This window comes from Rhizobium sp. YAF28, from assembly GCF_052113285.1.
Taxonomy (GTDB): Bacteria; Pseudomonadota; Alphaproteobacteria; order Rhizobiales; family Rhizobiaceae; genus Rhizobium.
Genome location: NZ_JBFRCX010000002.1, coordinates 612,031 through 636,107 on the forward strand (window position 1 = coordinate 612,031; position 24,077 = coordinate 636,107).

Genomic DNA, 24,077 nt, shown 5'->3' on the forward strand with positions numbered 1-24,077 from the left:
GTCTTGCGCCGGGGCTCCGGCTGCGCTAACCACGGCTTGTTGCAACGCACGTTCGCTTGCCGGGCATTTGCCCAGTTGCGCCGCCAGGCGCCGCCCGCAAGCAGGGATGAACATGATGACTGAACTGCTCAGTTCCTATATTCCGATCGCTATCTTCATCGGCATCGCGCTCGTTATCGGCCTGGCGCTTCTCATTGCGCCGTTTGCCGTTGCCTTCAAGGCGCCCGATTCGGAAAAGCTTTCGGCTTATGAATGCGGCTTCAACGCATTCGACGACGCTCGCATGAAGTTCGACATCCGCTTCTATCTCGTGTCGATTCTCTTCATCATCTTCGACCTTGAAGTCGCTTTCCTCTTCCCGTGGGCCATTTCCTTCGGCGCCATCGGCTGGTTCGGCTTCTGGTCCATGATGGTCTTCCTTTTCGTGCTGACCATCGGCTTTATCTATGAATGGAAGAAGGGAGCCCTGGAATGGGAGTAGCCCCCGCTAGCAATCAGACGCTCGTAGCGCAGCAGCCGAAGGGGATTATCGATCCCTCCACCGGCAAGCCGATCGGCAGCAACGACGCGTTCTTCGGCGAGATCAACAACGAGCTCGCCGACAAGGGTTTTCTCGTCACCTCGACCGATGAGCTGATCAACTGGGCCCGTACCGGCTCGCTGATGTGGATGACCTTCGGTCTTGCCTGCTGCGCCGTCGAAATGATGCAGCTCTCCATGCCGCGTTACGACGTCGAGCGTTTCGGCTTCGCCCCGCGTGCCTCGCCGCGCCAGTCCGACGTCATGATCGTCGCCGGCACGCTGACCAACAAGATGGCGCCTGCGCTCCGCAAGGTCTACGACCAGATGCCCGAGCCGCGTTACGTCATCTCCATGGGCTCCTGCGCCAATGGCGGCGGCTACTACCACTATTCCTATTCGGTCGTGCGCGGTTGCGACCGCGTCGTGCCGATCGATATCTACGTGCCGGGCTGTCCCCCCACGGCGGAGGCGCTGCTTTACGGCGTGCTTCTGCTGCAGAAGAAGATCCGCCGCACCGGCACGATCGAACGCTAAGGGTAAGGACAGAGAATTATGAGCGAAGCCCTTACTGAGCTTTCGTCGTACCTTTCGGAAGCGCGTGGCAACCTGATTGCCGCCTCACAGCTCAAATATGGCGAGCTGACGCTGACGACGACTGGCGATAACCTTATTCCGCTGCTGACCTTCCTGCGCGATGACGCCAAATGCGGCTTCGTCAACCTGACGGATATTTGCGGCGTCGACTGGCCGCAGCGCGAACTGCGCTTCGATGTCGTCTATCATATTCTGTCTCCGAAGCAGAACCTGCGCATCCGCGTGAAGGTGGCGACCGACGAGGATACGCCGGTTCCGTCCGCCTGCGCCGTTTATCCGGGCGCCGACTGGTTCGAGCGCGAGACCTGGGACATGTACGGGGTGCTCTTCACCGGCCACCCGGACCTGCGCCGGATCCTGACCGACTACGGTTTCGAAGGCCATCCGCTGCGCAAGGACTTCCCGACGACCGGTTTCGTTGAAGTTCGCTACGACGATGCGGCAAAGCGCGTCGTTTACGAACCTGTCGAACTGAAGCAGGAATTCCGCAATTTCGATTTCTTGTCCCCTTGGGAAGGCACGGAATATGTGCTGCCGGGCGACGAAAAGGCGAAGCAGTAAGTTTGAGGCGTGTGGCGGGCCGAAAGCCTGCTGTTCACTGACTACCTGAAAAAGCGAGCCCATCGCCATGACCGAACATAACGTCCGTAACTTCAACATCAATTTCGGGCCGCAGCATCCGGCAGCGCACGGCGTTCTGCGTCTTGTGCTGGAGCTTGACGGCGAAATCGTGGAGCGCGTCGATCCGCATATCGGCCTGCTGCACCGCGGTACCGAAAAGCTGATCGAGACCAAGACCTATCTGCAGGCCGTTCCCTACTTCGACCGCCTCGACTACGTGGCGCCGATGAACCAGGAACATGCCTATGCGATGGCGGTCGAAAAGCTGCTCGGCATCGAGATCCCGATTCGCGGCCAGCTCATCCGCGTGCTCTACTCGGAAATCGGTCGTATTCTGTCGCACCTGCTGAACGTCACGACGCAGGCCATGGACGTCGGTGCGCTGACGCCGCCGCTTTGGGGCTTCGAAGAGCGCGAAAAGCTGATGGTGTTCTATGAGCGTGCTAGCGGCTCACGCATGCACGCCGCTTACTTCCGTCCGGGCGGTGTCCATCAGGACCTGCCGGAAGAGCTCGTGCAGGATATCGGCAAGTGGTGCGACCAATTCCCGGGCAAGCTCGACGATATCGACGACCTTCTGACCGGCAACCGCATCTTCAAGCAGCGTAACGTCGATATCGGTGTCGTCTCGCTGGAAGATTGCTGGGCCTGGGGCTTCTCGGGCGTCATGGTGCGCGGTTCGGGCGCTGCCTGGGACCTGCGCCGCGCGCAGCCCTATGAATGCTACTCGGATCTCGAGTTCGACATTCCGATCGGCAAGAACGGCGACAACTACGATCGTTACCTGATCCGCATGATCGAGATGCGCGAATCGGTGAAGATCATGAAGCAGTGCGTGAACCGCCTGCTCGGTGATGCCAAGGCGGGACCGTTCTCCTCGATCGACGGCAAGGTCGTTCCGCCGAAGCGCGGCGAGATGAAGCGGTCGATGGAAGCGCTGATCCACCACTTCAAGCTTTATACCGAAGGCTATCACGTTCCGGCCGGCGAAGTTTATGCTGCCGTCGAAGCGCCAAAGGGTGAGTTCGGCGTCTACCTCGTCTCCGACGGCACCAACAAGCCTTACCGCTGCAAGATCCGCGCTCCGGGTTATGCACACCTGCAGGCGATGGACTTCATGTGCCGTGGCCACCAGCTTGCCGACGTCGCGGCCGTTCTCGGCTCGCTCGACATCGTGTTCGGCGAGGTGGACCGCTGATGCAGGCTCTGCCGCTCGCAGCCGCACTTCTTCTTTCGGCTTCCTCCGCCTTTGCGCAGGATGCCGGAAAGCTCGGCACGCCGCTGGGCCATGAGGAAGCGCAGCCGCCGGCAGAGCAATCGTCCATGGGCGATCTTTTGTCCAAGGGCTATCAAATCAAGGCCGCCGTGCCGAATGGCGGCAAGTTCGTGGTGTTTATGCAAAAAGACCAGTCGGCCTATGCCTGTGAAATGCAGTCTTTGACTGCTTCGCGGTGTGGAACGCTAAACTGACAAGGCGTGAGGAAGAATGTCCGTTCGTCGATTAGCCGAAGATCAATTCCAGCCGGCCGCATTCGCTTTCAGCGATGAAAATGCGGTCTGGGCGGAAAAGACGATTCAGAAATATCCCGCAGGCCGTCAGCAGTCCGCGGTTATTCCGCTGTTGATGCGTGCGCAGGAGCAGGATGGTTGGGTCACCCGTCCGGCGATCGAAAAGATCGCCGACATGCTGGACATGGCCTATATCCGTGTCCTCGAAGTCGCGACCTTCTATACCCAATTCCAGCTTCATCCCGTCGGCACCCGCGCTCACGTGCAGGTCTGCGGCACGACGCCCTGCATGCTGCGCGGTTCGGAAAAGCTGATGGGGGTCTGCCGCAGCAAGATCCACCAGCATCCGTTCGAGCGCAACGCCGAGGGCACGCTCTCCTGGGAAGAGGTCGAATGTCTCGGGGCCTGCGTCAACGCTCCGATGGTGATGATCGGCAAGGATACCTACGAGGATCTGACGCCGGAGCGCCTGGAAGAAATCATCGATACGTTCGCGGCAGGAAATGGGGCGAGCGTCAAGGTCGGCCCGCAGATCGACCGTCACCTGTCCTCACCCGAAGGTGGCCCGACGACCCTGCTGGACGATGTTGCTGTCAGCCGCACTGGGGTTAAGAAGGCCCCGGCTGCCGCGCCTGTCGACGGCGCGCCGGTTCCGCCCTCCGAGGCCGCTCGCCCGAAGAGCACCGATGCAGAGACCAACGCGTCGCTGAAGACGCCGGCAACGTCTCCCAAGGCATCGGCCAAGAACGCGAAGGCTGCCGAAGTTCAGCCGCTGTCCGGTACGGCTGCTTCCGAACCCGCGCCGAAACCTGTTGCTGAAGCCGTTGTAAAGCCGTCGCTGACCGACAAGAATCGCCCGGCCGGCATCGAAAAGCCCGCCGCTCCCGATGATCTCAAGATGATTTCCGGCGTTGGTCCGAAGATCGAAGCAACGTTGAACGAAATCGGCATTTTCACCTTCTCGCAGATCGCGGGTTGGAAGAAGGCCGAACGCGAATGGGTCGATGGTTTCCTGAATTTCCGCGGCCGCATCGAGCGCGATGACTGGGTCAAGCAGGCCAAGGCGCTCGCCAAGGGCGGCGAAGCGGAATATATCAAGGTCTTCGGCAAGAAGCCGCGGTAAGAGGTGTGAGATATGTTAGAAGATAAAGACCGCATCTTTACCAACATCTACGGCCTTAAGGACAAATCCCTGAAGGGCGCGATGAGCCGCGGCCACTGGGATGGCACCAAGCAGATCCTCGAAAAGGGCCGTGACTGGATCATCGACGAGATGAAGGCTTCCGGCCTTCGCGGACGTGGCGGCGCAGGCTTCCCGACGGGTCTCAAGTGGTCGTTCATGCCCAAGCAGAGCGACGGCCGTCCGCATTACCTCGTCGTGAATGCCGACGAATCGGAGCCCGGCACCTGCAAGGACCGCGACATCATGCGCAACGATCCGCATACGCTGATCGAAGGCTGCGTGGTCGCAAGCTTCGCCATGGGCGCCAACGCTGCCTATATCTATGTGCGCGGTGAATATATCCGCGAGCGCGAAGCGCTGCAGGCCGCAATCGATGAATGCTATGATGCCGGCCTTCTCGGCAAGAACAACAAGCTCGGCTGGGACATGGACATCTTCGTCCATCACGGCGCCGGCGCTTATATCTGCGGCGAAGAAACCGCGCTGCTCGAAAGCCTTGAAGGCAAGAAGGGCCAGCCGCGCCTGAAGCCGCCATTCCCGGCCAATATGGGTCTCTATGGCTGCCCGACGACGGTCAACAATGTCGAATCGATCGCCGTTGCCCCGACCATCCTGCGCCGTGGTGCCGGCTGGTTCTCGTCCATCGGCCGTCCGAACAACGTCGGCACCAAGCTCTTCATGCTCTCCGGTCACGTCAACAAGCCGTGCACCGTAGAAGAGAGCATGGGCATCACCTTCCGCGAACTGGTGGACAAGCACGCCGGCGGCATCCGCGGCGGTTGGGACAACCTGCTGGCCGTCATTCCGGGTGGCGCATCGTGCCCGATCGTTCCGGCCAAGGACATCATCGACTGCCCGATGGACTTCGACGGTCTGCGCGCCGTCGGCTCCTCCTTCGGCACGGCCGCCTCGATCGTCATGGACAAGTCCACCGACGTCATCAAGGCGATCGCCCGTATCTCGGCCTTCTTCAAGCATGAGAGCTGCGGCCAGTGCACGCCGTGCCGCGAAGGCACCGGCTGGATGTGGCGCGTGATGGAGCGTATGGCACGCGGCAACGCCCAGAAGCGCGAAATCGACATGCTGTTCCAGGTCACCAAGCAGATCGAAGGCCACACCATCTGCGCGCTCGGCGATGCCGCCGCATGGCCGGTGCAGGGTCTGATCCGTAACTTCCGTCCGGAAATCGAAGCCCGCATCGACCAGTATACGGCCAGTGCGCTCGATCACGGTGCGGTTCTGGAGGCGGCAGAGTAAGCGCATGACGACCAAGGCATCCGATAGCAAGGTGGGAGAAGGGGCAGCCGATTTCGCGGCTGACTTCGGCCGTCTTGCTGCCGGCATGCTGGAAAATGCGCGTGCGATGCCCGTTCATCCGCTGATGGCGCATCAAGCTGCGGCATTTGCCGCAGCCACGGCGATCGGTTTCGGCATTTCCACGCAGATGGCCGGCGTCTTCTTCGGCGCGCTGCAGGGAGCATTCGAGACGGCGAACATGGCAGCCGCAGCGCTCGACGAAACGCCGCCGGATGAAGAAACGCCTGAGATGGCCATCCGTCCGGAGAATATTCGCCGCCCGGCTGAAACGGCTATGCCGGTTCGCAAGGCTGTAAAGCCGAAGCTGACGGTGGTTTCCACCAGGGCCCCGACGGTAGAAACTGTAAAGCCGACGGTTGCCAAGGCGAAGCCGGCCGCAAGGTCCAGGAAGGTTGACGACCTGAAGCTGATCGCCGGCATCGGTCCGAAGCTGGAGCAGGTGCTGAACAAAAGAGGCATCCGCACCTTTGCTGATATCGCGGCATGGAGCGATGCCGACGTTGCGAGCCTGGACGCCGAACTCGGCTTCGATGGCCGCATCCTGCGTGACGACTGGGTTGGCCAGGCCAAGGTCCTGGCGACACGGGGTCGCAGGAAGAAATAGGTTTCCGGCCGCAGGCGATGGCCGGAAGAATGGCATATTGATCGACGGGGCAGGGGCTCCGGGTCGTGGTGCCGATGGCGGGTTTCGGGTCTCGGAACCAGCGAAAGAGAATTTGGGCAATTCCGGCGCCAGGACGGACGAAATGTCTGTCTTGGCAATATGGATGTTGCAAAAATAGGTTTGTTTGCCGGTGCCCGGCGAATGGGAAACAGGACTGAGTGACGATGGCAAAACTGAAGATTGACGGTAACGAGATCGAAGTTCCGGATCATTACACGCTGATTCAGGCGTGCGAAGAGGCCGGTGCTGAAGTTCCGCGCTTCTGCTTCCATGAGCGTCTGTCGGTTGCCGGCAATTGCCGCATGTGCCTCGTCGAGGTCAAGGGCGGTCCGCCGAAGCCGCAGGCTTCCTGCGCCATGGGCGTGCGCGATATCCGCGGCGGCCCGAACGGCGAACTGCCTGAAGTCTTCACCAACACGCCGATGGTCAAGAAGGCCCGCGAAGGCGTGATGGAATTCCTGCTGATCAACCATCCGCTGGATTGCCCGATCTGCGACCAGGGCGGCGAATGCGATCTGCAGGACCAGGCCATGGCCTTCGGGATCGACACGTCGCGCTATCAGGAAGACAAGCGCGCCGTCGAAGACAAGTATATCGGCCCGCTCGTCAAGACCGTCATGAACCGCTGCATTCACTGCACGCGTTGCGTCCGCTTCACGACGGAAGTGGCCGGCATTTCCGAACTCGGCCTGATCGGCCGCGGCGAAGACGCTGAAATCACCACCTATCTCGAGCAGGCCATGACCTCCGAGCTGCAGGGCAACGTTGTTGACCTCTGCCCGGTCGGCGCGCTCACCTCCAAGCCCTTCGCCTTCACGGCCCGTCCGTGGGAGCTGAACAAGACCGAATCGATCGACGTCATGGACGCTGTCGGTTCGGCAATCCGCGTGGATACCCGCGGCCGCGAAGTCATGCGCATCCTGCCGCGCGTCAACGAGGCGGTGAACGAAGAGTGGATCTCCGACAAGACCCGTCACGTCTGGGACGGCCTGAAGACGCAGCGCCTCGACCGCCCTTACGTCCGCAAGGACGGCCGCCTGCAGCCGGCGAGCTGGGGCGAAGCCTTCGGCGCCATCAAGGCTGCCGTATCGGCAACGTCGGGCGAAAAGATAGGCGCGATTGCCGGCGACCTCGCTTCGGTTGAAGAAATGTATGCCCTGTCCGAACTGGTAAAGTCGCTGGGTTCCGGGAACCTCGACTGTCGCCAGGATGGGGCGGCACTTGATCCGTCGCTCGGCCGTGCAAGCTACCTCTTCAATCCGACTATATCAGGCATCGAACAGGCCGACGCGCTGCTTATCGTCGGTGCGAATCCGCGCTTTGAAGCCGCCATCCTCAATGCCCGCATCCGCAAGCGTTTCCGTCGCGGCGGCTTCCCGATCGGTGTGATCGGTGAGGGCGGCGAGATGCGCTATAAGTATGATTACCTCGGCGCAGGCCCCGATACGCTGAAGGACATTCTCGACGGCGGCCACGCCTTCGCCGAAGTCCTCTCCAAGGCTTCCAAGCCGATGATCATCATCGGTCAGGGCGCTCTGACCCGCACGGATGGCGCAGGCGTTCTCGCAACCGCCGCCAAGCTCGCCGTCAATGTCGGCGCGATCGCTGAAGGCTGGAACGGTTTTGCGGTGCTGCACACCGCGGCGTCGCGCGTCGGCGGCCTCGACCTCGGCTTCGTGCCGGGCGCCAAGGGCGCCAATGCCGCCGAGATGCTGAAGGCCATGGACGTGCTCTTCCTGCTCGGCGCCGACGAACTCGACTTCTCGACCAAGGCTGCGAAGTTCACCGTTTATATCGGCTCGCATGGCGATAACGGCGCACATGGCGCCGATGTCATCCTGCCGGCTGCTGCCTACACCGAAAAGTCCGGCACCTGGGTCAACACCGAAGGCCGTGTCCAGATGGGCAATCGCGCCGGTTTCGCACCGGGCGACGCCCGCGAAGACTGGGCGATCATCCGCGCCCTTTCCGACGTGCTCGGCAAGAAGCTTCCCTTTGATTCTCTCGGCGAATTGCGCAGCAAACTCTATGCGGCATTCCCGCATTTTGCGGCCATCGATGAGATCACCGAAGGTGATAGCGCCCAAATTGCCGCACTGGCGAAAAAAGCCGGTAAGATGAACAAATCCGGGTTTGCGTCGTCGGTCAAAGACTTCTATTTGACGAACCCGATAGCGCGCGCCTCGGCTGTCATGGCCGAGTGCTCGGCATTGGCCCGCAACAATTTCAAAGTCGCGGCAGAGTAAGGGCAGGAACTCATGGATTCTTTCTTCTCGACCTATGTCTGGCCGGCGATCATCATGATCGGTCAGTCACTGCTGCTGCTCGTCTGCCTGCTGGTCTTCATTGCTTACGTCCTTCTTGCCGACCGCAAGATCTGGGCTGCCGTCCAGCTGCGCCGCGGTCCGAACGTCGTCGGCCCCTTCGGCCTGTTCCAGTCCTTCGCCGACCTTCTGAAGTTCGTCTTCAAGGAGCCGGTCATTCCGGCCGGCGCCAACAAGGCGGTCTTCCTGCTCGCCCCGCTCGTGACCGTGCTTCTGGCGCTGTCGACCTGGGCGGTCGTGCCGCTTGCTGACGGCTGGGTGGTTGCCAACATCAATGTCGGCATCCTGTACATCCTGGCGATCTCCTCGCTCGAAGTTTACGGCATCATCATGGGTGGCTGGGCTTCGAACTCGAAGTATCCGTTCCTCGGCGCGCTGCGCTCCGCCGCACAGATGGTGTCTTACGAAGTCTCGATCGGCTTCGTCATCGTTACCGTTCTTCTCTGCGTCGGTTCGCTGAACCTGACTGACATCGTCAATGCCCAGCGCACCGGCCTCGGTACGATGCTCGGCCTGCCGAACTCGTTCCTCGACTGGCACTGGCTGGCGCTGTTCCCTATGTTCATCGTCTTCTTCATCTCTGCGCTCGCCGAGACGAACCGCCCGCCTTTCGACCTTCCGGAAGCAGAATCCGAACTCGTCGCCGGCTTCATGGTCGAATACGGCTCGGCTCCGTACATGATGTTCATGCTCGGCGAATATGCGGCCGTCGTGCTGATGTGCTCGCTGACGACGATCCTCTTCCTGGGTGGCTGGCTGCCGCCGGTTGATTTCTGGCTCATCAACTGGGTGCCCGGTATCATCTGGTTCATGCTGAAGTCGTGCCTGGTGTTCTTCATGTTCGCCATGGTCAAGGCTTTCGTGCCGCGTTACCGCTACGACCAGCTCATGCGTCTCGGCTGGAAGGTTTTCCTTCCGCTGTCGCTCGCCATGGTCGTCATCGTTGCATTCGTGCTGAAACTGACGGGATGGGCAGGCTGATGTCCAACCTCGTTTCCGGCAAAATTGGAGATTGAAGATGGGAAGCCTGTCCGCCTCCATCAACTCGCTTTTTCTTAAGGAATTCGTCGGCGCCTTCTTCCTGTCGATGCGCTATTTCTTCAAGCAGAAGGCGACGATCAATTACCCCTTCGAAAAGGGTCCGGTCAGCCCGCGCTTCCGCGGCGAGCATGCACTGCGCCGTTATCCCAACGGTGAAGAGCGCTGCATCGCCTGCAAGCTGTGCGAAGCGATCTGTCCCGCTCAGGCGATCACCATCGAAGCCGGCCCGCGCCGCAATGACGGCACGCGCCGCACAGTGCGTTACGACATCGACATGGTGAAGTGCATCTACTGCGGCTTCTGCCAGGAAGCTTGCCCTGTTGATGCGATCGTCGAAGGCCCGAATTTCGAATTCGCCACCGAAACCCGTGAAGAACTCTACTTCGACAAGCAGAGGCTCCTCGAAAACGGCGACCGGTGGGAGCGTGAAATCGCCCGCAACATGGCGATCGATGCGCCGTATCGTTGATTGAAATTTGAAATGCCGCGGGAAGAGCACTCTTGCTCACCGCGGTCAACATGCACCGGGGCTTTGCCGGCGAAAGCTGTGCGAAGTCCTATCGGGCAGGGAAACTCCCGGCTGCCCGGGGGAAGATGAAAAAGGCACCAACATGGGTCTGCAGGCTCTATTTTTCTATCTTTTCGCCTTTGTCGCGATAGCGTCGGCGTTCATGGTCATCTGGGCGAAGAACCCGGTTCACTCGGTTCTGTTCTTGATCCTGGTGTTCTTCAATGCAGCGGGTCTCTTCCTGTTGCTGGGTGCCGAATTCCTGGCGATGATCCTGCTCGTCGTCTATGTGGGCGCGGTCGCTGTTCTCTTCCTCTTCGTTGTGATGATGCTCGACATCGACTTCACCGAGCTTCGCGCCGGTGTTCTCGAATATGCGCCGATCGGCGCGCTGATCGGTCTCATCCTCGCAGCCGAACTCATCGTCGTCATCGGCGGCAGCTCGATCTCGCCCGAGATTGCCAAGACGGTCGCCATGCCGATCCCGGCACTGACCGAACGCACCAATACGGCGGCTCTCGGCGATGTGCTCTATACGAACTACGTCTACTTCTTCCAGATCGCCGGTCTGATCCTGCTGGTCGCCATGATCGGCGCGATCGTGCTGACGCTGAAGCATCGCACCAATATCAAGCGGCAGAATATTTCCCGCCAGGTTGCCCGCACGCCTGCGACCGCCGTCGAGGTGATCAAGGTCAAGCCGGGCCAAGGCGTGAGCTGAGCCGAGAGGTCAAGGAGCAAAGAACATGGTCATCGGACTTTCCCACTATCTCACGGTCAGCGCCATCCTCTTCACGATCGGCATCTTCGGCATCTTCCTGAACCGGAAGAACATCATCGTCATCCTGATGTCGGTCGAATTGATCCTGTTGTCGGTCAACATCAACATGGTCGCCTTCTCGTCGTTCCTCAACGACATCGTCGGCCAGGTGTTCGCACTGTTCATTCTGACTGTTGCTGCTGCTGAAGCGGCGATCGGTCTCGCAATTCTCGTTGTCTTCTACCGCAACCGCGGTTCGATCGCGGTCGAAGACGTCAATATGATGAAGGGCTGAGCGGCTCATGTTCCTCTATAAGGCTATCGTCTTCCTTCCCTTGATCGGTGCGATCATTGCCGGCTTCTTTGGCCGTGCGATCGGCGCCAAGGCGTCGGAATATGTCACCAGCGGCCTGATGATCATCGCCGCCATCCTGTCCTGGGTCGTCTTCTTCACGGTTGCGCTCGGCCATCCGGAAGGCGTGATCAAGGTCGAGGTTCTGCGCTGGATCCAGTCCGGCGGCATCGACGTCTCCTGGTCTCTGCGTGTCGATACGCTGACCTCGGTCATGCTGATCGTCGTCAATACGGTCTCGACCCTGGTGCACGTCTACTCGATCGGGTACATGCACACCGATCCGCATCGCCCGCGCTTCTTCGCCTATCTGTCGCTCTTTACCTTCGCCATGCTCATGCTGGTGACCGCCGACAACCTCGCCCAGATGTTCTTCGGCTGGGAAGGCGTGGGTCTCGCCTCATATCTGCTGATCGGCTTCTGGTACAAGAAGCCCTCGGCATCGGCGGCTGCAATAAAGGCCTTCATCGTCAACCGCGTCGGCGACTTCGGCTTCGTGCTCGGTATTGCCACCGTCTTCGTGCTGTTCGGCTCGATCAACTTCGACACGATCTTCGCCAATGCTTCGACCTTCGCTCCGGCGGAAGGCGGCGGTGAAGCCGGTGAAGTGATCCTGAACCTCTTCGGCATGCATCTCGACAAGGCGCATGCGCTGACCGGCGCCTGCCTGCTGCTCTTCATGGGCGCAATGGGTAAGTCGGCGCAGTTCCTGCTGCACACCTGGCTGCCGGATGCCATGGAAGGCCCAACCCCGGTATCCGCACTCATCCATGCCGCAACAATGGTGACCGCCGGCGTCTTCCTAGTCGCCCGCATGTCGCCGCTTTTCGAACTGTCGCCGGACGCACTCGTCGTCGTGACGATCATCGGCGCGATCACTGCCTTCTTCGCGGCGACCGTCGGCCTTGTGCAGAACGACATCAAGCGCGTCATCGCCTACTCGACCTGCTCGCAGCTCGGCTACATGTTCGTCGCCCTCGGCGTCGGCGCCTATGGCGCGGCGATCTTCCACCTCTTCACGCACGCCTTCTTCAAGGCTCTGCTCTTCCTTTGCGCCGGCTCGGTCATCCACGCCGTCGATGGCGAGCAGGACATGCGTCATATGGGTGGTCTGTACCCGCATATCAAAGTTACCGGCGGCCTCATGATCATCGGTACGCTCGCGATCACCGGTGTCGGCATCCCCTTCACCCCGATCGGTTTTGCAGGCTTCTTCTCCAAGGATGTCATCATCGAGGCTACCTATGCGTCGCATTCGCCGGCTGCGGGCTTCGCCTTCACGCTGCTCGTTATTGCGGCACTTTTCACGAGCTTCTATTCCTGGCGCCTGATCTTCATGACCTTCTTCGGCAGGCCGCGCGCTTCGCATGAAGTCATGCATCACGTCCATGAATCGCCGCAGGTCATGCTGGTGCCGCTCTACATCCTGGCGATCGGCGCGGTCGTCGCGGGCGTGCTCTTCGAAGGCCGTTTCTACGGCGAGGAATATGCCGAGTTCTGGAAGGGCGCACTCTTCACTGGTGCCGAGAACGAACTGGTGGAAGAATTCCATCACGTCCCGGCCTGGGTCGGCCTCAGTCCCTTCATCGCCATGCTGCTCGGTTTCGTTACCGCCTGGTACATGTACATCAGGTCGCCGTCGACGCCGCGCAAGCTCGCCGAGCAGCACCGTGTGCTCTACCAGTTCCTGCTCAACAAGTGGTACTTCGACGAGCTCTACGACTTCCTCTTCGTGCGCAGCGCCAAGGCGCTTGGCAACTTCCTCTGGAAGAAGGGTGATGTCGGCGTCATCGATACCTACGGTCCGAACGGCATTGCCGCCCGCGTCGTCAACGTTACCGACCGCGTCGTGCGCCTGCAAACCGGCTACCTCTATCACTATGCCTTCGCGATGCTGATCGGCGTTGCAGCGCTCGTTACCTGGATGATGCTCGGGAGTTCCTTCTGATGACCGATTGGCCTATTCTTTCAACGGTCACCTTCCTGCCGCTCGTCGGCGTGGTGCTCTTGTTGCTGATGAACGGCGAAACCGAGAACGGCCGCAAGAACGTGCTGTGGATTTCGCTGATCACCACGGTCTTCACCTTCATCCTCTCGCTCTTCATCTGGATCGGTTTCGACAACGCCAATCCGGGCTTCCAGATGATCGAGCAGCATAGCTGGCTCGGCACCGGTATCGGCTACCATGTCGGTGTCGACGGCATCTCCATGCTGTTCATCATCCTCTCGACCTTCTTGATGCCCTTCTGCGTGCTCGCAAGCTGGCTCTCGATCGAGAAGCGCCTGAAGGAATACATGATCGCCTTCCTCATCCTTGAAGTGATGATGGTCGGTGTCTTCGTCTCGCTCGATATCGTTCTCTTCTACGTCTTCTTCGAAGGCGGCCTCATTCCGATGTTCCTGATTATCGGCGTCTGGGGCGGTGCGAACCGCGTCTATGCGAGCTACAAGTTCTTCCTCTACACGCTGCTCGGCTCGGTGCTGATGCTGCTCGCCATCATGGCCATGTACTGGCAGGCCGGCACGACTGACATCACCGCGCTGCTGGCCTACAAGTTCCCGCCGGCAATGCAGACCTGGCTGTGGCTTGCCTTCTTCGCGTCCTTCGCGGTGAAAATGCCGATGTGGCCGGTCCATACCTGGCTCCCCGACGCACACGTCCAGGCGCCGACGGCCGGTTCCGTCATCCTGGCAGGCGTGCTTCTGAAGCTCGGCGGCTACGGCCTGATCCGCTTCTCGATCGGCATGTTCCCGGTCGCTTCGGATCATTTCGCGCCGCTCGTGTTCGCGCTGTCCGTTATCGCTATCATCTACACCTCGCTGGTCGCGATGATGCAGGACGACATCAAGAAGCTGATCGCCTATTCCTCGGTCGCTCACATGGGCTACGTGACCATGGGCATTTTCGCGGCGAACGCTCAGGGCCTGCAGGGTTCGATCTTTCAGATGCTGTCGCACGGCATCGTCTCGGGCGCGCTCTTCCTCTGCGTCGGTGTCGTCTATGACCGTACCCACACCCGCGAGATCGCGGCTTACGGCGGTCTGGTCAACAACATGCCGAAATATGCCGTGGCCTTCATGGTCTTCACTATGGCCAATGTCGGCCTGCCGGGCACTTCGGGCTTCATCGGCGAATTCCTGACGCTGATCGGTGTCTTCCGCGCCAACACCTGGGTTGCGCTCTTTGCCGCCACCGGTGTCATCCTCTCGGCTGCCTATGCGCTCTGGCTTTATCGCCGGGTGATCTTCGGTGCGCTGGAGAAGGAAAAGCTGAAGGCTCTGCTCGACCTTTCGCCGCGTGAAAAGGTCATCCTTTATCCGCTGGTCGCGCTCACTATTTTCTTCGGCGTCTATCCGGCTCCGGTCTTCGATGCGACCGCAGCTTCGGTAGACCATCTGATCAACAGCTATTCGGCCGCAGTGCAGGCAGCGCAGAATGTTGCGCTGTCGATGAAATGACGGGACTTTAGGACATGACTGCTGAAACAATCTCCCTGAGCCTGTACCTGTCCGCGCCGGAAATCATCCTCGCGATCGGTGCCCTTCTGCTGCTCATGATCGGCGTTTTCTCGGGCGAGCGGTCCGGTCCGCTCGTCAGCGCGCTGGCGATGATCGTGATTGCCATCTCGGGCCTGTGGCTGATCTTCGTTCCCGGCGACGGCCTTGCCTATGGCGGCGTCTATCTCGCCGACGGCTTTGCACGCTTCATGAAGGTGCTGGCCCTGATCGGTTCTCTGGTCGCGCTGTTCATGTCGATGGGTCATGCGCGGGAAAACCAGCTCGACAAGTTCGAGTTCCCGGTTCTCCTGGTGCTCTGCACGCTCGGCATCATGCTGATGATCTCGGCAAATGATCTGATTGCGCTCTACCTCGGCCTCGAACTGCAGTCTCTGGCGATCTACGTCATCGCTGCGATCAACCGCGACAGCCTGAAGTCGACCGAAGCCGGCCTGAAGTATTTCGTCCTTGGCGCGCTTTCCTCGGGCATGCTGCTCTACGGCATGTCGCTGGTCTACGGCTTCACCGGTCACACGCATTTCGCCGAGGTTGCCCAGGCGCTCACGGTCGAAGGAGCACGCTCGCTCGGCCTGATCTTCGGCCTCGTCTTCATCCTCGCCGGCATCGCCTTCAAGATCTCGGCCGTTCCGTTCCACATGTGGACGCCGGACGTTTATGAAGGCGCGCCGACCCCGGTCACTGCCTTCCTGGCGAGCGCACCGAAGGTTGCCGCCATGGCGATGATGACCCGTATCGTCATCACCGCCTTCGAGCCGGTGCTGACCGACTGGCAGCAGGTCATCGTCTTCATTTCGATCGCTTCCATGCTGCTCGGTTCGTTTGCCGCCATCGGCCAGAAGAACATCAAGCGACTGATGGCCTATTCCTCGATTGGTCACATGGGTTATGCACTGGTCGGCCTCGCAGCCGGCAACCAGACGGGTGTCACAGGCGTCATACTCTACATGGCGATCTACATGGTCATGACCCTCGGCTCCTTCGCCATCATCATGTCGATGCGCCGCAAGGACGGTACGGTTGTCGAGAATGTCAGCGATCTCGCCGGCCTGTCGACGACGAACCCCTTCATGGCTGTCGTGCTGACCGCACTGATGTTCTCGCTTGCCGGTATCCCGCCGCTCGCTGGCTTCTTTGCGAAGTACTTCGTCTTCGTCGCCGCCATCGAAGCCAAGCTCTATGCGCTTGCCGTCATCGGTGTCCTGGCTTCGGTCGTCGGCGCTTACTACTACCTGCGCGTCATCAAGCTGATGTGGTTCGATGAGGCGACCGGCGAGTTCGCCCGCGTTTCCGGTTCGCTGCGCCTCGTCTTCGGTCTCTCCGGCCTCTTCGTCGCTGCCTATGTTCTCATCGGCGGTCCGATCGGTGGTGCGGCAGAGCTCGCTGCGGCAACGCTGTTCTGATGGCTTCCGACAAGCGGCGCCGGATATCGCTCGGCGATATCAGGCACGAGGCCTTGTCGGATACGTCGTCGACCAACACGGAATGCCTTGCCCGGGCTCGGGCAGGGGATGGCGGTCTGCTCTGGGTGACCGCCGAAAGACAGACCGGCGGCCGCGGCCGTCGGGGCCGTCCCTGGGTTTCCGAGCGCGGCAATCTCTACGCCTCCCTTCTTCTGATCGATCCGGCGCCTATGGAGCGCCTTGCCTCCCTGCCGCTGGCAATCGCGGTCGCCGTGCATCAGGCGATCCGAAGCGTGTTGCCGCCGGGCGCCGAGCCGCTGGAAGTGAAATGGCCGAACGATATCCTGATCGGCCGCAAGAAGACCTGCGGCATCCTCGTGGAAGGCGAACGGCTGGCGGATGGTCGCCATGCCGTGGTGATCGGTATCGGCATCAATGTATCCGTCATGCCGGACAACCCAATCTATCCGGTGACCTGCCTGCGTGATCAGGGAAGTGCGGCTTCGCCCGAAGAACTCTTCGCCCACCTCTTTGCGTCGATGACCGAAGTGCTGGATATCTGGGACGAGGGGCAGGGTATAAGCGAGGTCACGGCGCTATGGCGTGCGGTTGCCTGCGGCATTGGCGAAAAGATAACCGTGAATCTGCCCGACAGGTCGATTTCAGGATATTTCGCCGGAATAGATGATAATGGCCTGTTGATGCTCGATACCGGCGCAGGCAGGATAATGCCGATTGCGGCCGGCGATGTATTCTTTGGATAGTGGAAAAAACAAACATTATGGCGAAACAGGACGAACTGGTATTTCTGCCCCTGGGCGGCGTCGGCGAGATCGGCATGAATCTCGCGCTGTACGGCTACGGCCCGGCGGATCATCGCCAGTGGATCATGGTGGATTGCGGCGTAACCTTTCCGGGGCCGGATCTGCCGGGTGTCGATCTCGTCCTGCCGGATATCCGCTTCCTTGCCAATGAGCGCAAGAACCTCAAGGCGATCATCATCACCCACGCCCATGAGGATCACTATGGCGCGCTCGCCGATCTCTGGCCGGGCCTCAACGTGCCGGTCTATGCCTCGCCCTTCACGGCCGGCTTGCTGGAAGCCAAGCGCAATTTCGAGAAGGATGCGATCGGCGAAGTACCGGTGACGATCTTCAAGGCCGGCGATACGATCAATGTCGGCCCCTTCAGCATCGAGGGTGTCGCCGTCAATCACTCGATCCCCGAGCCCATGTCGTTGGTGATCCGCACGCCGCTCGGCAATGTCATCCACACCGGCGACTGGAAGATCGACCATGAGCCGTCGCTCGGACCGCTGACCGACGAGGCGCGCTTCCGTCAGATTGGCGATGAGGGCGTGCTGGCGTTGCTCTGCGACTCCACCAATGCGCTGCGTGACGGCGTTTCGCCCTCCGAGAAGGATGTCTCGGAGAGCTTGCGCAAGATCATCGAGAATGCCGAAGGACGTGTGGCAATTACCACCTTCTCCTCGAATGTCGGCCGTATCCGCACTGTCGCCGAAGCCGCCGAAGCCGCCGGTCGCGAAGTGCTGCTGCTCGGAAGCTCGCTGAAGCGTGTGTGCGACGTTGCTCAGGACATCGGCCTGCTGGAAGGCGTAAAGCCCTTCATTTCCGAGGAAGATTACGGCTTCATCCCGCGTGACAAGGTCGTGGTGATCCTCACCGGCAGTCAGGGCGAGCCGCGCGCTGCCCTTGCCAAGCTCTCCCGTGACGAGATGCGCAATGTGGCGTTCACCGCCGGCGATATCGTTGTCTTCTCCTCGCGTGCCATCCCCGGTAACGAGAAGGCGATCCAGGACATCAAGAACGGTCTGGTGGAGCAGGGCGTTCACATCATTACCGACACAGAGGCGCTGGTGCATGTCTCCGGCCATCCGCGCCGCAACGAGTTGCAGAAGATGTACGAGTGGACACGGCCGAAAGTCGTTGTGCCCGTGCATGGCGAGGCAACGCATCTGACGGCGCATAAGGAGCTTGCCGAACAGTCGGGCATTCCGACGGTGCCGCGCGTGCGAAACGGTGATGTGTTGCGGCTTGCACCGGGACCGGTCGAGGTGATCGACGAGGCGCCGCATGGCCGCATCTACAAGGATGGGTCACTGATCGGTGACTTCGATGAGATGGGCATCGGCGAGCGCAAGAAGCTTTCCTATGTCGGCCATGTCGCCCTGAGCATCGTGCTCGACAGCCGCTACGACATCATCGGCGAGCCCGATCTCGTGGCGATCGGCCTGCCGGTCTATGACGACGAGGGCGAGGATATGGAAGATGGGTTGTTCGACGCCGCGATCGGGGCGTTCGAGAGCATTCCACGCGCCCGCCGGAAGGATATCGACATGGTACAGGAGGCTCTGCGCCGCGCCGTGCGCGCTGCCGCCAATCATACCTGGGGCAAGAAGCCTCTCGTCACGGTCTTCATCACCAGGGTCTGATGATGCTTGGCCGGGTGAACCATATCGCCATCGCCGTGCCTGATCTGGCCGCCGCAGTCGCGAGCTATCGCGACACTCTGGGGGCAGCGGTCTCGCAGCCGCAAGCACTACCGGCGCATGGCGTGACGGTCGTTTTCGTGGAACTGCCGAATACCAAGGTGGAACTGCTGGAGCCGCTCGGTGAAGCCTCACCCATTGCGGCCTTCCTCGAGAAGAACCCGTCGGGCGGAATGCACCACATCTGCTACGAGGTCGCCGATATCCTCGCCGCCCGCGATCGGTTAACGGCATCGGGGGCGAGGGTGCTTGGCAATGGCGAGCCGAAGATTGGCGCGCATGGCAACCCGGTGCTTTTCCTCCACCCGAAGGACTTCTTCGGTACATTGATCGAGCTGGAACAGGTCTGAAGCTCTGCGTCAGAGTGACCTAAACTGTTCACCGCCTTTGAACTCGCGGCCATTCCGCCTTATAAGCAGCCAAAACCTGCCGCCAAGGCACCATATCGACGGGAACCAAGATGTTTCAGGCCTTCCTCCAGGGATTCGCAGTCTATTTCATCATCTGGTGGATCACGCTTTTTGCCGTACTGCCGATCGGCCTGCGCACCCAGGCGGACGATAATGATGTTGTGCTGGGCACCGTGCCGAGCGCCCCGACCCGTTTTCGTCCGGTTTTTGTTTTTTCGCTGACGACGCTCGTTTCAGGTGCAATTTATGGCTTCTGGTATATCTGCTCGACCTATTTCGGTCTCGGCTTCGATGCACTTCCACAAATAGGGCCTAGCTTCTATTAGGGATGGCTTTTGCTCAATCTTTGAGCAGATGTAAATGCAACCGCGAAAAATCTGTCATACGTACGTCACGCAAGTGAGGCAAAGAGCTTGCGTAACGGAAGGCGAGCTTACTTAACGAAAGGCGAGCTTGATTTTTCAGGAATGGTGGAAGCCGAAAAAGCAAAAAAAAACAAGGCTAAAAGCCTTGTTTTAATTATCGCGTGATCCTTAACCGTTACCGGGGCAGCGACGAGCGCGCCTAAGATCTGATCCTCCCAAGACTTGACCGCGAGTTCGGCAAGAATTTAACCTTCCTGCCTGTTTTGTGAGCTAAAGCTAGCTCAAAGATTGTGCTTTGTCATTAGCTTTTTTTGCATTTTTGCTACACTCACGCAAAATTTTTCTGTTGACAAGATTTGCCTTCAAGCCCTTATAAATACGCGCTTTTTCGCGCCTGCTCAATTTGTGGGCGCTAACATGCGTCTGCGGGAGGCAGCTGGCACCGGTCGCGGGTTTCCTTCCTGCCGCGAAGCGGCTATGAACGCTCCCATCTTTAACAAATGCCGTCGATTCCGCTTGGGTAAGCGGCGTCTCAACTGTACCGGAATCCGCCATGCGTCTGTCCCGCTTTTTCATACCCATCCTGAAGGAAAACCCCAAGGAGGCGGAAATCGTCTCTCACCGGCTGATGCTGCGCTCCGGCATGGTGCGCCAGCAGTCCCAGGGCATCTATTCCTGGCTGCCGCTCGGCAAGAAGGTGCTGGACAAGGTCAACAACATCATCCGCGAGGAGCAGAACCGCGCCGGCGCCATCGAGCTTCTGATGCCGACGCTGCAGTCGGCCGAGCTCTGGCAGGAGAGTGGCCGTTACGACGCCTATGGCAAGGAGATGCTGCGCATCAAGGACCGTCAGGACCGTCCGATGCTCTACGGCCCGACCAACGAAGAAGTGATCACGGATATCTTCCGTTCCTCCGTGAAGTCCTACAAGGACCTGCCGCTCAATCTCTATCATATCCAGCTGAAATTCCGTGACGAGATCCGTCCGCGCTTCGGCACCATGCGCTCGCGCGAATTCATGATGAAGGACGCTTACTCCTTCGACTTGACGCGCGAAGGTGCGGAACATTCCTACAACAAGATGTTCACCGCCTATCTGCGCACCTTCGATCGTCTCGGCCTGCGCGCCATTCCGATGCGCGCGGACACCGGCCCGATCGGCGGCGATCTCAGCCACGAGTTCATCATTCTTGCCGATACCGGTGAGTCTGAAGTCTTCTGCCACAAGGATTTCGTCAATTTTGACATTCCCGTGGAAAATACGGATTTCGATAGCGTTGACGGCCTGAAGTCGATCTTCGACAGGTGGACGTCGCTTTATGCCGCGACCTCCGAGATGCATGACGAGGCCGCCTTCAACGCCATTCCGGAAGGCGAGCGTCTTTCTGCGCGCGGCATCGAAGTCGGTCATATTTTCTACTTCGGTACCAGGTATTCCGAGCCGATGGGTGCGAAGGTCCAGGGTCCCGACGGCAAGGAACATACCGTTCACATGGGTTCCTACGGTATCGGCCCGACACGCCTTGTTCCCGCCATCATCGAAGCATCGCATGATGAGAACGGAATCATCTGGCCGGAGTCGGTCGCGCCCTTCGATGTCGTGGTCATCAACATGAAGGCCGGCGACGAAGCCTGCGACGGCACCTGCGAGCTGATCTACGCGGCGCTGACCAAGGCCGGCAAGGATGTGCTCTATGACGACACGGACGACCGTGCCGGCACCAAGTTTGCGACCGCCGACCTGATCGGCGTGCCGTACCAGATCATTGCCGGTCCGCGCGCGGTCGCGAATGGCGAAGTGGAAGTGAAGGACCGCAAGACTGGCGCCCGCGAGACGATGACCATCGAGGCGGCGATTAACAGGTTCGTGGCTTAAGAAAGACGGAGGCGAAATGGCAGAGGCAGCATTGGACCGGAGTTCCAAATCCGGCTTGGGTCCGGCTGGCAAGCCATTTTCCACCTTCGAACGCCTGGTGGCGTGGCGTTATCTGCGCGCCCGCCGCAAGGAAGCGTTCATTTCGGTGATTGCCGGCTTCTCCTTTGTCGGCATCATGCTGGGCGTTGCGACGCTGATCATCGTCATGGCTGTTATGAACGGGTTCCGCACGGAACTCGTCTCCCGCATCCTCGGTATCAACGGCCACATGATCATCCAGCCGGTCGATGGTCCCTTCACCGACTATGCCGACCTCGTGAAGAAATTCGAGGCGGTGCCCGGTATCAAGATGGCGCTGCCGCTGGTCGAGGGCCAGGTGCTGGCTTCCTCGCGGACGGGCGGCAGCACCGGTGCGCTGGTGCGCGGCACGCGCGCCGAAGACCTGACCAAGCTCAAGGCAGTATCCGACAATATCAAGTCCGGCGACATGGTAGGCTTTGCTGCAGGCGACAGCGTTTTGATGGGCACGCGCATGGCCGACCAGCTCGGCCTGCGGGTCGGTGACCTGATTACGTTGACGTCACCGGAAGGTGATGTGACGCCGATGGGCGTCAATCCGCGCATCAAATCCTACAAGATCTCCGGTCTCTTCGAGATCGGCATGTCGGAATACGATTCCTCGATCATCTATATGCCGCTCGAGGAATCGCAGCTTTATTTCAATGCCGACGGGCTGGTGCAGTCGATCGAACTCTTCGTCAATAACCCCGACGATATCGACAATCTGAGGCCCAAGGTGGAGGAGGCGGCCGGTCGGCAGATAGCCATCACCGACTGGCGTCAGCGCAACCAGACCTTCTTTTCCGCCCTGCAGGTCGAGCGCAACGTCATGTTCATGATCCTGACGCTGATCGTGCTCGTCGCAGCGCTCAACATCATCTCCGGCCTCATCATGCTGGTGAAGGACAAGGGCAGCGATATCGCGATCCTGCGCACCATGGGCGCGAGCGCCGGCGCAATAATGCGTATCTTCTTCATGACGGGAGCTGCAATCGGCATTGTCGGCACGATCGCTGGCGTGCTGCTCGGCGTGCTCGTCTGCATCAACATCGAGTCCATCCGCCAGTTCTTCTCATGGGTCTCTGGCACGGTGCTTTTCGATCCGCAGCTCTACTTCCTGAGCCAGCTTCCGGCGGAAATGGATGTGAGCGAAACGGTGTCCGTCGTCATCATGGCGCTGACGCTCTCCTTCATCGCGACGATCTTCCCCGCCTGGCGCGCCTCCCGCCTCGACCCCGTCCAGGCCCTTCGTTACGAATAGGGCCGTGATCCAAGGTCAAATCCCCGGCCCAATCCAAGGAATGCCGCATTCATGAAACGCAACGTCGTTCTCAAGCTTTCGGGCGTCGAGCGCCATTACGGGCAGGGCGAAACGCTGCTGACCATCCTCAAGGGTGCGGATTTCACCCTGTCGAGCGGTGAGATGGTGGCGCTGGTGGCGCCGTCAGGCACCGGCAAGTCGACGCTGCTGCATGTCGCAGGGCTGCTGGAGCATCCTGACGGCGGCGAGGTAATGGTCAACGGTCGCCCCTGTGATGGCCTTTCCGATGACAAGCGCACGGCCATCCGCCGCGGTGAGATCGGCTTTGTTTATCAGTTCCATCACCTGCTGCCGGAATTCTCGGCGCAGGAGAACATCATGATGCCGCAGCTCATCGCCGGTCTCTCATGGAAGGAAGCGAGCGAGCGGGCAAAGATGCTTCTGGATTACATGCGCATCGGCCACCGCGGTACGCATCGCCCGGGCGAGCTTTCCGGCGGCGAGCAGCAGCGCGTGGCAATCGCTCGCGCCGTTGCCAATGCACCGAGCCTGCTTCTGGCCGACGAGCCGACCGGCAATCTCGACCCGGAAACCGCCAGCTATGTCTTCGACGCTCTCGAGGCTCTGGTGCGTCAGTCCGGCCTTGCCGCGCTGATCGCCACACACAACCACGAGCTCGCCCGGCGCATGGACCGGCGCGTGACGATCTCCGACGGCAAGGTCGTGGATTTCTGATTATCAGGGGATAATCAGCCCGCCGCGATAATCGAGCTCATAGGCCTTGTGACCATCGACAAGGATGAATTCATGGCCACGGAAATGCGTGCAGTCGCCTTCGCTCGTATCGACATAGCGCCCCAGCGAATGATCGAAGACCATGCCGCCGAGGAAGCGGCCTTGTTTGTAGAGCTGTGACAGCGCGGCGCTAATGATCGTGCCGGCGACAGTTCCGTCGATGATCCCGGGCTCGATGATCCGCCCGAAATAGTTCATCGCCCACACCGGCTTTTCCTCCAGCCACACCACTTCCTGACCGGCAAAATCCGTGCCGCCGAAATAGCTGTCGAGATAGCGCCAGATGCCGCGCTTGTAGCCGAGGTCATGGGCGCCGATCCGATAGGAAGGCTGTGCCTTGGCGCCGGCAACATAAGTCTGCGATTTGGCTTCGACAATGAAGCCGTTGAGTTCCTGCGTGTCCATCGTCCCACTGCTCCGATGTTAACCATGTCCCGCAGAAGCGGGGGGTAAACCTGTTGACAACAGAACATACATGGAACAAATT

The 24,077-nt window shown here is 60.1% G+C and carries 25 protein-coding genes; 23 read left to right on the forward strand and 2 right to left on the reverse strand.

The window, feature by feature from the left end; translation table 11 throughout:
- Positions 1-115: 115 nt before the first annotated feature.
- The 20 genes from AB4Z13_RS07355 (at position 116) to AB4Z13_RS07450 (ending at position 19,559) form a co-directional block, all read left to right on the forward strand.
- The gene (locus AB4Z13_RS07355; RefSeq protein ID WP_113324478.1) at positions 116-481 is read left to right on the forward strand and encodes an NADH-quinone oxidoreductase subunit A; all 366 of its coding nucleotides are present in this window, start codon (positions 116-118) and stop codon (positions 479-481) included.
- The gene (locus AB4Z13_RS07360; protein WP_037096229.1) at positions 472-1,056 is read left to right on the forward strand and encodes a NuoB/complex I 20 kDa subunit family protein; all 585 of its coding nucleotides are present in this window, start codon (positions 472-474) and stop codon (positions 1,054-1,056) included. The genes AB4Z13_RS07355 and AB4Z13_RS07360 overlap by 10 nt, the downstream gene beginning before the upstream one ends.
- Positions 1,057-1,074: 18 nt before the next feature.
- Positions 1,075-1,677: an NADH-quinone oxidoreductase subunit C gene (locus tag AB4Z13_RS07365; protein WP_007823880.1), complete on the forward strand. Its 603-nt coding sequence runs from the start codon at positions 1,075-1,077 to the stop codon at positions 1,675-1,677.
- 67 nt (positions 1,678-1,744) lie between these two features.
- Complete coding sequence (locus AB4Z13_RS07370; RefSeq protein ID WP_113324446.1) at positions 1,745-2,935, forward strand: NADH-quinone oxidoreductase subunit D; 1,191 nt, start codon at positions 1,745-1,747, stop codon at positions 2,933-2,935.
- The gene (locus AB4Z13_RS07375) at positions 2,935-3,207 is read left to right on the forward strand and encodes a hypothetical protein (RefSeq protein WP_113324445.1); all 273 of its coding nucleotides are present in this window, start codon (positions 2,935-2,937) and stop codon (positions 3,205-3,207) included. The genes AB4Z13_RS07370 and AB4Z13_RS07375 overlap by 1 nt, the downstream gene beginning before the upstream one ends.
- 16 nt (positions 3,208-3,223) lie before the next feature.
- The gene (locus tag AB4Z13_RS07380; RefSeq protein WP_113324444.1) at positions 3,224-4,369 is read left to right on the forward strand and encodes an NADH-quinone oxidoreductase subunit E; all 1,146 of its coding nucleotides are present in this window, start codon (positions 3,224-3,226) and stop codon (positions 4,367-4,369) included.
- Positions 4,370-4,381: 12 nt separating this feature from the next.
- Positions 4,382-5,686, forward strand: a complete 1,305-nt coding sequence (gene nuoF, locus AB4Z13_RS07385) for an NADH-quinone oxidoreductase subunit NuoF (protein WP_113324443.1) — start codon at positions 4,382-4,384, stop codon at positions 5,684-5,686.
- A 4-nt stretch (positions 5,687-5,690) separates the two neighbouring features.
- Entirely contained in the window at positions 5,691-6,350 is a 660-nt protein-coding gene (locus AB4Z13_RS07390; RefSeq protein WP_113324442.1) for a 5' DNA nuclease, read from the forward strand.
- A gap of 224 nt (positions 6,351-6,574) precedes the next feature.
- Positions 6,575-8,656, forward strand: coding sequence for an NADH-quinone oxidoreductase subunit NuoG (nuoG, locus tag AB4Z13_RS07395; protein WP_113324441.1), 2,082 nt, complete (start codon positions 6,575-6,577; stop codon positions 8,654-8,656).
- 12 nt (positions 8,657-8,668) lie between these two features.
- On the forward strand, positions 8,669-9,715 hold the full coding sequence (nuoH, locus tag AB4Z13_RS07400; protein ID WP_007823890.1) for an NADH-quinone oxidoreductase subunit NuoH: 1,047 nt from the start codon (positions 8,669-8,671) through the stop codon (positions 9,713-9,715).
- A 37-nt stretch (positions 9,716-9,752) separates the two neighbouring features.
- A complete protein-coding gene (gene nuoI, locus AB4Z13_RS07405; RefSeq protein WP_037096244.1) occupies positions 9,753-10,244 on the forward strand; it encodes an NADH-quinone oxidoreductase subunit NuoI in 492 nt (163 codons plus the stop codon).
- Positions 10,245-10,386: 142 nt separating this feature from the next.
- Complete coding sequence (locus tag AB4Z13_RS07410) at positions 10,387-11,004, forward strand: NADH-quinone oxidoreductase subunit J (RefSeq protein WP_113324440.1); 618 nt, start codon at positions 10,387-10,389, stop codon at positions 11,002-11,004.
- A gap of 25 nt (positions 11,005-11,029) precedes the next feature.
- A complete protein-coding gene (gene nuoK / locus AB4Z13_RS07415) occupies positions 11,030-11,338 on the forward strand; it encodes an NADH-quinone oxidoreductase subunit NuoK (protein WP_007823900.1) in 309 nt (102 codons plus the stop codon).
- Between the two features lie 7 nt (positions 11,339-11,345).
- On the forward strand, positions 11,346-13,343 hold the full coding sequence (gene nuoL / locus AB4Z13_RS07420) for an NADH-quinone oxidoreductase subunit L (RefSeq protein ID WP_113324439.1): 1,998 nt from the start codon (positions 11,346-11,348) through the stop codon (positions 13,341-13,343).
- The gene (locus AB4Z13_RS07425) at positions 13,343-14,854 is read left to right on the forward strand and encodes an NADH-quinone oxidoreductase subunit M (RefSeq protein WP_007823904.1); all 1,512 of its coding nucleotides are present in this window, start codon (positions 13,343-13,345) and stop codon (positions 14,852-14,854) included. The genes nuoL and AB4Z13_RS07425 overlap by 1 nt, the downstream gene beginning before the upstream one ends.
- 14 nt (positions 14,855-14,868) lie before the next feature.
- The gene (nuoN, locus tag AB4Z13_RS07430) at positions 14,869-16,314 is read left to right on the forward strand and encodes an NADH-quinone oxidoreductase subunit NuoN (protein ID WP_113324438.1); all 1,446 of its coding nucleotides are present in this window, start codon (positions 14,869-14,871) and stop codon (positions 16,312-16,314) included.
- Positions 16,314-17,078 carry a biotin--[acetyl-CoA-carboxylase] ligase gene (locus AB4Z13_RS07435; RefSeq protein WP_113324437.1) on the forward strand — a complete coding sequence of 255 codons (765 nt, stop codon included), beginning with the start codon at positions 16,314-16,316 and terminating at the stop codon, positions 17,076-17,078. Before nuoN ends, AB4Z13_RS07435 begins: the two co-directional genes overlap by 1 nt.
- A gap of 17 nt (positions 17,079-17,095) precedes the next feature.
- Entirely contained in the window at positions 17,096-18,766 is a 1,671-nt protein-coding gene (locus AB4Z13_RS07440; RefSeq protein WP_113324436.1) for a ribonuclease J, read from the forward strand.
- 2 nt (positions 18,767-18,768) lie between these two features.
- Positions 18,769-19,173: a methylmalonyl-CoA epimerase gene (mce, locus tag AB4Z13_RS07445; RefSeq protein ID WP_439017191.1), complete on the forward strand. Its 405-nt coding sequence runs from the start codon at positions 18,769-18,771 to the stop codon at positions 19,171-19,173.
- Between the two features lie 110 nt (positions 19,174-19,283).
- On the forward strand, positions 19,284-19,559 hold the full coding sequence (locus AB4Z13_RS07450; protein ID WP_192727455.1) for a DUF1467 family protein: 276 nt from the start codon (positions 19,284-19,286) through the stop codon (positions 19,557-19,559).
- Positions 19,560-19,874: 315 nt separating this feature from the next.
- Here the strand turns inward: AB4Z13_RS07450 and AB4Z13_RS07455 are convergent, their stop codons facing one another.
- Entirely contained in the window at positions 19,875-20,153 is a 279-nt protein-coding gene (locus AB4Z13_RS07455) for a hypothetical protein (protein WP_162748094.1), read from the reverse strand.
- On the opposite strand from AB4Z13_RS07455, the gene proS reads away from it, so the two are divergent.
- From proS to AB4Z13_RS07470, 3 genes are read left to right on the forward strand one after another with little or no spacing between them, the layout of a single operon-like run.
- Positions 20,152-21,474, forward strand: a complete 1,323-nt coding sequence (gene proS / locus AB4Z13_RS07460) for a proline--tRNA ligase (RefSeq protein WP_439014671.1) — start codon at positions 20,152-20,154, stop codon at positions 21,472-21,474. The two genes, AB4Z13_RS07455 and proS, sit on opposite strands and share 2 nt — an antisense overlap.
- Positions 21,475-21,490: 16 nt before the next feature.
- The gene (locus AB4Z13_RS07465; RefSeq protein WP_310382968.1) at positions 21,491-22,795 is read left to right on the forward strand and encodes a lipoprotein-releasing ABC transporter permease subunit; all 1,305 of its coding nucleotides are present in this window, start codon (positions 21,491-21,493) and stop codon (positions 22,793-22,795) included.
- Positions 22,796-22,846: 51 nt separating this feature from the next.
- Positions 22,847-23,530: an ABC transporter ATP-binding protein gene (locus AB4Z13_RS07470; protein ID WP_439014672.1), complete on the forward strand. Its 684-nt coding sequence runs from the start codon at positions 22,847-22,849 to the stop codon at positions 23,528-23,530.
- A 3-nt stretch (positions 23,531-23,533) separates the two neighbouring features.
- On the opposite strand, the gene AB4Z13_RS07475 is transcribed toward AB4Z13_RS07470, so the two are convergent.
- Positions 23,534-23,995, reverse strand: a complete 462-nt coding sequence (locus tag AB4Z13_RS07475; protein WP_439014673.1) for a DUF5680 domain-containing protein — start codon at positions 23,993-23,995, stop codon at positions 23,534-23,536.
- Positions 23,996-24,077: the final 82 nt, after the last annotated feature.

What these genes read in the sequence shown, in the direction of transcription:
- AB4Z13_RS07425 (WP_007823904.1), top strand. Translation starts at nt 13,343, where the DNA reads ATGACCGATTGGCCTATTCTTTCAACGGTCACCTTCCTGCCGCTCGTC.
- nuoG (WP_113324441.1), top strand. Translation starts at nt 6,575, where the DNA reads ATGGCAAAACTGAAGATTGACGGTAACGAGATCGAAGTTCCGGATCAT.
- AB4Z13_RS07470 (WP_439014672.1), top strand. Translation starts at nt 22,847, where the DNA reads ATGAAACGCAACGTCGTTCTCAAGCTTTCGGGCGTCGAGCGCCATTAC.
- AB4Z13_RS07370 (WP_113324446.1), top strand. Translation starts at nt 1,745, where the DNA reads ATGACCGAACATAACGTCCGTAACTTCAACATCAATTTCGGGCCGCAG.
- AB4Z13_RS07410 (WP_113324440.1), top strand. Translation starts at nt 10,387, where the DNA reads ATGGGTCTGCAGGCTCTATTTTTCTATCTTTTCGCCTTTGTCGCGATA.
- AB4Z13_RS07440 (WP_113324436.1), top strand. Translation starts at nt 17,096, where the DNA reads ATGGCGAAACAGGACGAACTGGTATTTCTGCCCCTGGGCGGCGTCGGC.
- AB4Z13_RS07450 (WP_192727455.1), top strand. Translation starts at nt 19,284, where the DNA reads ATGTTTCAGGCCTTCCTCCAGGGATTCGCAGTCTATTTCATCATCTGG.
- nuoN (WP_113324438.1), top strand. Translation starts at nt 14,869, where the DNA reads ATGACTGCTGAAACAATCTCCCTGAGCCTGTACCTGTCCGCGCCGGAA.
- AB4Z13_RS07455 (WP_162748094.1), bottom strand. Translation starts at nt 20,153, where the DNA reads ATGGCGGATTCCGGTACAGTTGAGACGCCGCTTACCCAAGCGGAATCG.
- nuoK (WP_007823900.1), top strand. Translation starts at nt 11,030, where the DNA reads ATGGTCATCGGACTTTCCCACTATCTCACGGTCAGCGCCATCCTCTTC.
- AB4Z13_RS07475 (WP_439014673.1), bottom strand. Translation starts at nt 23,995, where the DNA reads ATGGACACGCAGGAACTCAACGGCTTCATTGTCGAAGCCAAATCGCAG.
- nuoH (WP_007823890.1), top strand. Translation starts at nt 8,669, where the DNA reads ATGGATTCTTTCTTCTCGACCTATGTCTGGCCGGCGATCATCATGATC.
- AB4Z13_RS07365 (WP_007823880.1), top strand. Translation starts at nt 1,075, where the DNA reads ATGAGCGAAGCCCTTACTGAGCTTTCGTCGTACCTTTCGGAAGCGCGT.
- AB4Z13_RS07355 (WP_113324478.1), top strand. Translation starts at nt 116, where the DNA reads ATGACTGAACTGCTCAGTTCCTATATTCCGATCGCTATCTTCATCGGC.
- AB4Z13_RS07380 (WP_113324444.1), top strand. Translation starts at nt 3,224, where the DNA reads ATGTCCGTTCGTCGATTAGCCGAAGATCAATTCCAGCCGGCCGCATTC.
- mce (WP_439017191.1), top strand. Translation starts at nt 18,769, where the DNA reads ATGCTTGGCCGGGTGAACCATATCGCCATCGCCGTGCCTGATCTGGCC.
- nuoI (WP_037096244.1), top strand. Translation starts at nt 9,753, where the DNA reads ATGGGAAGCCTGTCCGCCTCCATCAACTCGCTTTTTCTTAAGGAATTC.
- AB4Z13_RS07360 (WP_037096229.1), top strand. Translation starts at nt 472, where the DNA reads ATGGGAGTAGCCCCCGCTAGCAATCAGACGCTCGTAGCGCAGCAGCCG.
- proS (WP_439014671.1), top strand. Translation starts at nt 20,152, where the DNA reads ATGCGTCTGTCCCGCTTTTTCATACCCATCCTGAAGGAAAACCCCAAG.
- AB4Z13_RS07390 (WP_113324442.1), top strand. Translation starts at nt 5,691, where the DNA reads ATGACGACCAAGGCATCCGATAGCAAGGTGGGAGAAGGGGCAGCCGAT.
- AB4Z13_RS07375 (WP_113324445.1), top strand. Translation starts at nt 2,935, where the DNA reads ATGCAGGCTCTGCCGCTCGCAGCCGCACTTCTTCTTTCGGCTTCCTCC.
- nuoF (WP_113324443.1), top strand. Translation starts at nt 4,382, where the DNA reads ATGTTAGAAGATAAAGACCGCATCTTTACCAACATCTACGGCCTTAAG.
- nuoL (WP_113324439.1), top strand. Translation starts at nt 11,346, where the DNA reads ATGTTCCTCTATAAGGCTATCGTCTTCCTTCCCTTGATCGGTGCGATC.
- AB4Z13_RS07435 (WP_113324437.1), top strand. Translation starts at nt 16,314, where the DNA reads ATGGCTTCCGACAAGCGGCGCCGGATATCGCTCGGCGATATCAGGCAC.
- AB4Z13_RS07465 (WP_310382968.1), top strand. Translation starts at nt 21,491, where the DNA reads ATGGCAGAGGCAGCATTGGACCGGAGTTCCAAATCCGGCTTGGGTCCG.